This window comes from Blastococcus sp. CT_GayMR20 (assembly GCF_004570345.1).
This window is the reverse complement of record NZ_SPQM01000064.1, coordinates 19,199-28,345: the sequence shown is the minus strand read 5'-3', so window position 1 is coordinate 28,345 and position 9,147 is coordinate 19,199. Positions and strand designations below refer to the sequence as shown.

Annotated in this window: 10 protein-coding genes; 1 reads left to right on the top strand and 9 read right to left on the bottom strand. The window is 71.6% G+C overall.

Features of this window, described 5'->3' with window-relative positions; genetic code table 11:
* The coding region (locus E4P40_RS15330) for an antibiotic biosynthesis monooxygenase (protein ID WP_135159401.1) at positions 1 to 624 on the top strand (624 nt) is incomplete at its 5' end.
* Between the two features lie 9 nt (positions 625 to 633).
* On the opposite strand, the gene E4P40_RS15325 is transcribed toward E4P40_RS15330, so the two are convergent.
* The 9 genes from E4P40_RS15325 to E4P40_RS15285 form a co-directional block, all read right to left on the bottom strand.
* Positions 634 to 1,653, bottom strand: coding sequence for an amidohydrolase family protein (locus tag E4P40_RS15325; RefSeq protein ID WP_135159400.1), 1,020 nt, complete (start codon positions 1,651 to 1,653; stop codon positions 634 to 636).
* Entirely contained in the window at positions 1,650 to 2,438 is a 789-nt protein-coding gene (locus E4P40_RS15320) for a DUF1932 domain-containing protein (protein ID WP_135159399.1), read from the bottom strand. Before E4P40_RS15320 ends, E4P40_RS15325 begins: the two co-directional genes overlap by 4 nt.
* Entirely contained in the window at positions 2,435 to 3,391 is a 957-nt protein-coding gene (locus E4P40_RS15315) for a VOC family protein (RefSeq protein ID WP_135159398.1), read from the bottom strand. Before E4P40_RS15315 ends, E4P40_RS15320 begins: the two co-directional genes overlap by 4 nt.
* Before the next feature lie 36 nt (positions 3,392 to 3,427).
* The gene (locus E4P40_RS15310; protein ID WP_135159397.1) at positions 3,428 to 4,507 is read right to left on the bottom strand and encodes a 4-oxalomesaconate tautomerase; all 1,080 of its coding nucleotides are present in this window, start codon (positions 4,505 to 4,507) and stop codon (positions 3,428 to 3,430) included.
* Positions 4,504 to 5,208 (bottom strand): 4-carboxy-4-hydroxy-2-oxoadipate aldolase/oxaloacetate decarboxylase, encoded by a 705-nt coding sequence (locus E4P40_RS15305; protein ID WP_135159396.1) that lies wholly within the window; start codon positions 5,206 to 5,208, stop codon positions 4,504 to 4,506. The genes E4P40_RS15310 and E4P40_RS15305 overlap by 4 nt, the downstream gene beginning before the upstream one ends.
* On the bottom strand, positions 5,205 to 5,858 hold the full coding sequence (locus E4P40_RS15300) for a GntR family transcriptional regulator (protein ID WP_135159395.1): 654 nt from the start codon (positions 5,856 to 5,858) through the stop codon (positions 5,205 to 5,207). Before E4P40_RS15300 ends, E4P40_RS15305 begins: the two co-directional genes overlap by 4 nt.
* 113 nt (positions 5,859 to 5,971) lie before the next feature.
* Positions 5,972 to 6,649, bottom strand: a complete 678-nt coding sequence (locus E4P40_RS15295; protein WP_245160366.1) for a GntR family transcriptional regulator — start codon at positions 6,647 to 6,649, stop codon at positions 5,972 to 5,974.
* Between the two features lie 139 nt (positions 6,650 to 6,788).
* Positions 6,789 to 8,051, bottom strand: a complete 1,263-nt coding sequence (locus tag E4P40_RS15290) for an ABC transporter substrate-binding protein (RefSeq protein ID WP_135159393.1) — start codon at positions 8,049 to 8,051, stop codon at positions 6,789 to 6,791.
* A complete protein-coding gene (locus E4P40_RS15285; RefSeq protein ID WP_209305352.1) occupies positions 8,048 to 9,145 on the bottom strand; it encodes a branched-chain amino acid ABC transporter permease in 1,098 nt (365 codons plus the stop codon). Before E4P40_RS15285 ends, E4P40_RS15290 begins: the two co-directional genes overlap by 4 nt.
* Positions 9,146 to 9,147: the final 2 nt, after the last annotated feature.

Genomic DNA, 9,147 nt, shown 5'->3' with positions numbered 1-9,147 from the left:
ATGTACGCGAGGTCGACGACGATCCACGGCGAGGCGTCATCGGTCCCCGAGGCGACCTCGTACGTCCGCGACGAGGTCATGCCCACCGTCCGGTCCATGGAGGGCTGCGTCGGCCTGTCGATGCTCGCCGACCGCGACACCGGCCACTGCATCGTCACGACGTCCTGGCAGGACGAGGCGGCGCTGCGCTCCAGCGCCGAGGACGTCCGGCCGTCCGCGGAGCGCACCGCCGAGCTCCTCGGCGGCACGGCGGAGGTGCAGGAGTGGGAGATCGCCGCGATGCACCGGGTGCAGGAGGCACCCCTCCGGGGGGCCCGCTCCCGCGTCACCTGGCTGCGCACCGAACCGGACGCCGTCAACCGCGCCGTGGACGCCGTCCGGCTGTCACTGATGCCCAAGCTCGACGACCTGCCCGGATTCTGCAGCGTCAGCGTGATGGTGCGCCGCGAGGACGGGCTCACCGTCGCTGCCATCTCCTACGACAGCGACACCCACCTGGAGCAGGCGGGCGAGGGAGCGCGGGAGTTCCGCGAGGAGTTCGCCCCCGCCCTGGGCATCGAGGTCGTCGGCACCGCCGCGTTCGACGTCGCGATCGCCCACCTCCGGGTGCCCGAGACGATCTGACCGCCCCGCTCACCGCCCCAGGGCCTCCAGCGCAGCAGCCAGCCGGGGGTAGACGCGCCGGACGTTGCCCTCGAACACGGCGGTGCGCGCCTCGTCGTCCAGGTTCGACGCCTCGACGTAGCGCCGCGTGTCGTCGTAGTAGTGGCCCGTCCGCGGGTCGACGCCGCGCACGGCGCCCACCATCTCGGACCCGAAGAGGACGTTCGGGGTGTCCACCACGTCGAGCAGCAGGTCGATGCCGGGCTGGTGGTAGACGCAGGTGTCGAAATAGACGTTGCGCATCACGTTGAACTCCACCGGCGGCTGTCCGAGCATGTCGGCCAGTCCCCGGTACCGCCCCCAGTGGTAGGGCACCGCTCCCCCGCCGTGCGGGATCACCAGGCGGAGCTCCGGCAGGTCGCCGAAGAGGTCGCCCTGGACGAGCTGCATGAAGGCCGTCGTGTCGGCGTTGATGTAGTACGCCCCCGTCCCGTGGAACACCGGGGACGCCGACGCCGAGACGTGCACCATGGCCGGCACGTCGAGGGAGACCATCGCCTCGTAGAAGGGGTACCAGCTGCGGTCGGTCAGGGGCGGCGAGGTCCAGTAGCCACCACTGGGATCAGGGTTGAGGTTGCAGCCGACGAAGCCCAGCTCCTCCACGCACCGGCGCAGCTCGGCGATCGACGCCTGCAGGTCCGCCCCGGGCGACTGCGGCAGCTGGCAGACGGGGACGAAGCGGCCGGGGTAGAGGGTCGCCACCCGGTGGACGAGGTCGTTGCACCGGCGCGACCACTCCAGGCTCACGGCCGCGTCACCGACGTGCGGCGCCATCGCCGAGGCGCGCGGCGAGAACAGCGTGACGTCGATGCCCCGCTCGTCCATCAACCGGAGCTGGCTCGACTCGATCGTCTCCCGGATCTCGTCGTCGCTGATGGACGGGTAGGCCGGTGGCGTCGTCCCCGCCTCCCAGGCCGCCACCTGCTGCTCGCGCCAGGCGGTGTGGGCTGCCGGAGCGGTGGTGTAGTGGCCGTGACAGTCGATGATCACGTGCTCTCCTCGTGCGGGACGGCGTCGCGCAGCTCCACGAGCAGGTCACGGGCGGCGGTCGCGACCCGCGCCGGCACGCCCAGCTCCTCGAGCTGCTCGGTCGCGGCGGTCATCTCGTCGGCCCTCCGCCGCGCGTGCGTGTGCGTGCCGTCGACCAGCCGGTCGACGGTCCGCCGGTCGAACGAGTCGAGTTCCGCGGCGATGTTGTCGCGGAGCCAGTCCTCGCAGCCGGCGGCCTCGGCCCCGCGCAGCGCCTCCACGACGGCGGCGGCGAGCCCCTTGTAGAAGACGCTGCGCAGCAGCTTGCGCGAGATGGCGGTCCCCACCGGGCCCGGCTGGACCGCGACGTCGGCACCCAGGTCGGCCAGGACCTCGGCATACCGGCCGGCCTCCTCCCCGGACACCAGCATCGGCGTGCGCAGCCCCTTGCCCGGCACCGGCGACATCAACGCGACGTCGACGACGGGGACGTCGTACTCCTTCGCCCGCTCCGCCAGGGTTCCCTTCAGTCCCGGGCTGGCGGTGTTGAGGTCGGCCCACAGCGTGCCGGCGCGGAGCCCGGGCAGCGCGTTCTCCAGAGCGGTGACGGCGTCGTGGGAGCTGTTGACGCTGAGCACCAGATCGGCATCGGCCACCGCATCGGCCTCGCTGCCCCGCGGCTCGACCCCCTCGACGGTGATGGCCAGCGGGTCGTAGCCCCGCACGTGAGCCCCTGCCGCGACCAGGTCACGAGCGATCTCCGCCCCCGCCTCGCCGAGCCCGAGGACGGCGATGCGCGGGGTCACTGCGGCGCCTGGACCGGAGGCGTGCCGTGGGTGTGGAACGAGTCGATGGTCTTCAGACCCCACGCCTGGCCCTTGGCACGCTCGGCCTCGGACCAGTCGACGGGCTGCCAGTCGGGGGCGAAGACCAGCCGGGCGGCGGGGTTGTCCAGCTCGATCCGGTTGCCGGCCGGCTCCCAGACGTAGAGGAAGAAGCTCTGCTGGATCGTGTGCTTGTGCGGCCCGGTCTCGATGTGCACGCCCTGCTCGAGGGCGAGGTCGGCGGCCCGGATGATGTCGTCGCGGCTGTCCACGGCGAAGGAGATGTGGTGCAGCCGGCCGGCCGTGCCGGTCTTGTCCTTGGTCCAGACCGCGTTGTAGCCCTGGTTGGTGAACGTGGTCCAGGTGCCGGCGATCTCACCGCTGTCCAGCACGATCTGCTCGGTGGTCATCGCGCCGAGGGTGTCGACGAAGAAGTCGCGGTTCTCCTGGGGGTTCACCCCGAGGTAGTTGATGTGGTCGATCCGCCGGACGCTGACCCCGCGGCCGGGGTAGGCCTGCGCCTGGTTCTTCAGCGCCGGCTTCAGGTCACCCTCCGGCTGGTACCACGCGGTCTCGTAGTAGACGCCCATCTCGTGGCCGTCGGGATCGGTGAAGACGTAGACCGGGCCGTACCCGGGGTCGCCGTCCTGCCAACCCTTGCCGAGGCCGGTCGCCTCGATGGCGGCCACCCGGCGCTGCAGCGCCTCGGGCGTGCTCGCCCGGAAGTTGGTCCGGCCGACACCGGGCTGCGCCGCCGCGGTGAGCTTGATGGTCGTGTTCTCGTAGTCGTCCCACGCCCGCAGGAAGACCGAGTCGCCGGACGAGCCGTTCTCGGTCATCCCGAGGTAGCGCACGAAGAAGTCCAGGCTCTCCTCGGGCTTGTGGGTGAGCAGCTCGATGTGGGCCAGGTGGGCGATGTCGTGGAGCGGCGGCACGGGGTCTCCTCAGAGCGGTCGTACGGGGCTGGCCGTTCAGGCGCGGGGGAAGGCGGTGCCGTCGAACAGCTTGCGGGCGGTGCGGACGACGCCGGAGCGGACCACCCGCGGCGGCGTCACCGAGCCGTCGACCGCGACGTCGACCAGCAGGTGTCCGGTCGGGTGCTCGACGTCGACCTGCGAGCTCCCCTGCGGCCAGTCTGCGGTGAGCGCGTGGCCGACGGAGTCAGGGAGCAGCATCCCGGTCACGACGCTGACGGCACCGAGCACGCCGATCGAGGTGTGCGGCTGCACCGGGATGAACGACCTGGTGCAGACCTGCCCGCCGTCGCGCGGGGCACTGAGCAGCACCGTCTTGGGCACCGAGGCGCGGGAGACGTCGCCGAGGCCCATGAGCTGGGCGGCCTTGCGGCGGAAGGCGTCGACCCGGTCGAGCAGCGCCGTGTCGGCTGCGAGCTGCTCGTGCGACTCGTGCCCGGTGAGCCCGAAGGACTCGGCGAGCGCCAGGACGACGGGCATGCCGTTGTCGACGCAGGTCACGTCGATGCCCTCGATCGTGTCCCGCACGTTCCCCGTCGGCAGCAGCGCACCGGTGGCCGATCCCTCGGTGTCGGCGAAGGCGAGGACGACGGGGGCGGCCGTACCGGGGACGCCGGCGATCTCGACGTCGCCGCGGTACTCGACCCGCCCCCCGGGGGTGGGGAAGGTGGCGACGGCGACGCTGTCGGAGTTGACCATGCGGATCCGGACGCTCGTCTCGGTGTCCCCGGCCGGCACGAGACCGCGCTCGACCGCGAACGGCCCGACGCCGGCGAGGATGTTGCCGCAGTTCTGCAGCTCGCTGACGGTGGCCTCGTCCACGCCGAGCTGCAGGAAGAGATAGTCGACGTCGACGTCCGCGGCCTGCGACGGCGAGACCACCGCCACCTTGCTGGTGAGCGTCGAGGCACCGCCGAGCCCGTCGATCTGCCGCGGATCGGGCGTGCCCATGAGCCGCAGCAGCAGGTCGTCCCGGTCGGCGGCGTCGCCCGGCAGGTCCCGCTCCTCGAAGTAGAGCCCCCGGGAGGTGCCGCCGCGCAGCATCGTGCAGCGCACCCCGGTCTCGTCGTAGGTCACCGTTCCTGCTCCGTGTACTTGTCGTACGTCAGGTACTCGATCCCGAAGTCGGGGAGCCGGTCGCGCAGGCCGTAGCGGTCGAGTCCGAGCTCCCCCTCCTGGAAGGCCGCGCGGCTGGTGGCCTCCTTGTCGAGGCGGGCCCGGGAGGCGGAGAGCGCGCGCGGCACGTCCGCGCGCGGCACGACCATCACGCCGTCGTCGTCGGCGAGCACGACGTCGCCGGCACAGATCCGCTGGCCCCCCAGGACGACCGGCACGTTGACCGCCCCCGCGGTGGCCTTCACCGACCCCTGCGCGCTGACCGCGGTGGACCAGGCCGGGAAGCCCATCTCCCTCAGCTCGGCGACGTCGCGCACCCCGCTGCCCAGCACGACGCCCCGGACACCGCGGTGCGCCAGGGCGGTGGCGAACAGCTCGCCGAAGAGGCCGTCGGTCGACGGCGAGTTGGTGGCGACCACCAGGACGTCGCCGGGCCGGCACTGCTCGACGGCCACGTGGATCATCAGGTTGTCCCCCGGCCAGCAGAGCGTCGTCACGGCGGTGCCGCCGATCCGGGCTCCCGGCCAGGCCGGGCGGAAGCCGGGGCCCAGGTAACCGACCCGCCCCAGTGCCTCGTGCACGGTCGCGACACCGAAGCCGCCGAGCTGCTCGGCGTCCCCGGCGTCGGCCCGCGGCGGATCGGTGACGACGACGGTTCTCACGCTGGCCCTCCGGGGTCCTGGGTCGGGTCGGACAACGCCGCGATGACGCTGCGGAGATGGGTGACCGCCGCGGCCTCGGCCCGCTCGGGATCGCGATCGGCGATCGCGTCCACGAGGGCGGTCAGCTCGCCCAGGCTGACGCGCGGACGACCGGGCCGCAGCGAGAGCCGGAACCGGTGGCGCACCAGCTGGGCCTGCAGGCGCCCCACCAGGTCGGCTGCGATCGGATGGCGGGCGGCGTCGCCGATCATGCCGTGGAGCTGCTGGATGAACTCCGAGTACTTGAGGACGTCGCCGGAGTCGACGGCGCTGGTCATGGTCTGCAGGTGCGCGCGCAACCGGTCGATCTCGGCATCGGTGATGCGCTCTGCGGCCTTGCGGGCCAGCAGGCCCTCGAGCGGCATCCGGCACTCGGTGATCGCGACGGCTTCGTCGGTCGAGACGACGCGCACGCGTGCACCCTTGTTCTGGATCCGCTCGACCAGACCCTCCGCGGCCAGCACGTCGATCGCCAGCCGTACGGCGCTGCGGCTCACTCCGGTCAGGGTGACCAGCTCGGCCTCGACCAGCCGGTATCCGGGCGGCATGTCACCGCGCGAGATCGCGCCCCGGAGTGCCCGCTCCGCCGTCTCCTGAGCCGCGGAAGCCATGCCGGCACGCTAACTCATGCACGGGTGATTGCCAACGATCGTGTGTGCAATCGCTGCCGTCCCGGTGCGCCCGTCGCAGGAATGCATGTGCTGGCGCCCGTCGGGGCCGCCGGCTACTCCCCTGCCGACTCCAGCAGCAGCGCGTCGATGACTGCCTGCAGGTGCGCCCGGGCGGCCGACTCGGCGGAGTTCGCCCGGCGCTCCGCGATGGCGTCGACGACCCGCGTCAGCTCGGCGAGCGACTGCTGGGGCCGCCCGGGGCGCAGCAGCAACCGGAACTCGTGGCGCCCGATCTGGCCCTGCAGGCGCTGGACCAGTGCCGACGCCATGGTCTGACGCGCGGACTCCGTGAGGAGCCGATGGTGCTCCTGGGTCAGCCTCGAGTACTCGAGCAACTCCTGGTCCGCCACGGCCCGCTGCATCCGCTCGAGGTTGGCGTGCAGGCGGTCGATCTGGCCGTCGGTCGCGTTCTGCGCCGCCTTGCGCGCCAGCAGTCCGTCGAGCACCTGGCGGCACTCCGCGATGGCCACCGCCTCGGACGTGGGCACGACACGGACCCGGGCCCCGCGGTTGGGGATCCGCTCGACCAGGCGCTCGGTGATCAGCGCGTCCAGCGCCAGCCGGGCGCTGTTCCGGGTCACGCCGTACCGCTCGCCCAGCTCGGGCTCGACCAGCCGCTGTCCCGGGACGACGAGGCCGCGCGTGATCTCCTCACGCAGCCGCTGCTCGGCGATGCGCCTGGCCCGCGCACCGCTGAGCAGGTGTTCCCCCTCGCCGGTCACCTGAGCCACCGGCCCACCGTATGGATCATGAACGAGATGTCTCAAGGAGAAGGGCGGATCCGACACGGCGGAGTCCCCCATCAGGGGCGACGAGACACGAAGGGGCGGCCCGTCCGAGAACGAGCCGCCCCTCCGCATCAGACCTGTGTCACTCGAAGGTCTCGACCGTGTCGTAGCCGCGGCCGTTGAACTTCTGCGCGACCACCGTCGACACCGCGGGCTGACCGGCCTCGGTGGTGCTCACCGACGTGTCCGGCAGCATGAGCGGTGCCTCGTAGCCCTCGATCGAGCGCAGTGCCTCCATGAAGTTCTCACGGGTCGGCTCGGTCATCTCCGCGAAGGCCTGCTCGAGCGTCGCACCGACCATCCAGCTCCACTGGCAGTGCGGGAACGCCGGCGGGTCCGGGTAGTCGCCGTACTCCTTGAGCGCCGCCAGGTACTCCACCACGTCCGGGTCCTGGGCGAACGCGGGGCTCTGCGGCGCCTTCGAGAACGAGACGGAGTAGATGCCGGGGTACGCCGCGGCGCCGCCCGGCTCGAGGATCGCCGTGGGGCTCGACGTGTTCGAGGGCAGGAACCAGCTCGGCTTCCAGTTCAGCTGCTGGGCCTTCTGCAGCGCCGAGATCATGAGCGGGGTCACCGACATCGCGTTGAAGAAGATGTCGGCCTCGCTGTTGGCGAGCTCGGTGAGCTGCGCGTCGACGGACGTGTCGGTCGCCTCGTAGGTGAGCTCGTCGACGATCTCGATGTTGTCCGCACCCTCGACGGCCGACTTGAAGCCCTCGACGTAGCCCTCGCCGTAGTCGTCGTTCTGCGCCAGGATCGCGACCTTGTGCTCCGCGGTGGAGGTGGCGAGCAGCTCGCCGAAGGCCTCGCCCTCGTTCTGGTAGATCGGCACGAAGCCGAGCTGCCAGGGGCTCTGCTCGGTGTCGCTGAAGATCGGGTCGCCGGTCATGATCAGCACCTGCGGCACCTCGTCGGCGATCGCCGCGTCGAGCCAGGCCCGGTTCGTCGGCGTGCCCAGCCCCGCGGTCATCGCGAAGACGTCGTCCTTCAGCTGGTCGTAGTTCGCCTTGGCCTTCTGCGGGTCGTAGGTGTCGTCCAGCGCCTCGATCTCGACCGTGCGGGTCTTCCCGTCGCCGAACTCGACGCCGCCCTCGGCGTTCTTCTTGCCGAAGTACGCCTTGACGCCGGCGACCGTGCAGGTGCCCGGTCCCGCCGTGGCGCCGCTGAGCGGGGTGGTGATGCCCAGGGTGACCTCCGTGTCGGTGATCCCGGGGCTCGGCGCTCCCTCGGCGGCATCGCCGCTGCGGCCGGCGTCCTCCCCGCGGCCGCACGCCGTGACCGTCAGCGCGAGCGCCGACGCGACGGCGATGCCGCGCGCCGTCCGCGATCGAATGTGCCTGTTCATGCGTGACCTTGCCTCTCTGTCTCAGGTTCCTCCGCCGCGGTGCCCGACCCTGCGGTCGACGACGGAGTGGTCGGTGGGGCGGCACGACCGCGGCCGGCGCGGAGGCGCCGCCCTCCGCGGGTCAGCGCGCGGGGCAGCGACACGAGGCCGCCGGGGAGGACGAAGAGCACGACCAGGAGGATCGCGCCCTGCAGCAGGGCGGTGAGGCTCGGGTCGACGACGTTCGTCAGCTGCGGGATGAGCACGTAGTACGCGCCGCCGAGGACCGAGCCCACGATGCTCGCCGCGCCGCCGATCACCATCGCGGCGAGCAGCTGGATCGAATGCCCGAAGCTCATGGTCTCCGGGGAGGTGTACTGGATGACGACCATGTACAGGAACCCGCTCACGCCGCCGATGAGCGACGCGATCGTGAACGCCAGCACCTTGTAGCGGTACGGCGAGATACCCATGGACGACGCCACGTTCTCGTTGCCCTTGACGATCGCGAACGCCCGGCCGTACTTGCCCCGGACGAGGTTGCGTGTCAGCAGGAAAACGATGCCGCCGACAACCAGGACGACGTAGAGCCGCCACTGGTCGTCGTAGAGCCCGCTCCCCTCCGGAGCATCGGCGAAGCGCGCGGAGATGCCCTGCGAGCCACCGGTGAAATCGCTCAGCCGCTTCGCCAGCGGTACGCCGACGATGGGCAGCGCGATCGTGACCATCGCGATCGCCAGTCCGCCCAGGCGGGCGGCGGCGAGGGCCACGAGCAGCCCCGCGACGGCGGGGAGGAGGCAGGCGAGCGCGAAGACCAGGACGATGTTCCAGTCGTTCGAGACGCCGTACGCGGTGACGTACGCGCCGAAGCCGAGGAAGAAGATCTGGCCGAGCGAGACCTGCCCCGTGTAGCCCATCACCACGTTGAGCCCCAGGACGGCGACGGCGTAGACGCCGATGCGGGCGAGCGTGTCGTTCTGGAACTCCGTCAGCACGAGGGGCAGCACGGCCAGCACCGCCACGAGCAGCAGCGGAGCCGCCCACCGCACCCAGGGACGCTGCCGGAAGGACGGGGCGGGGGTCCTCGAGGTCGGGGTCTTCGAGGCGGAGGTCATCG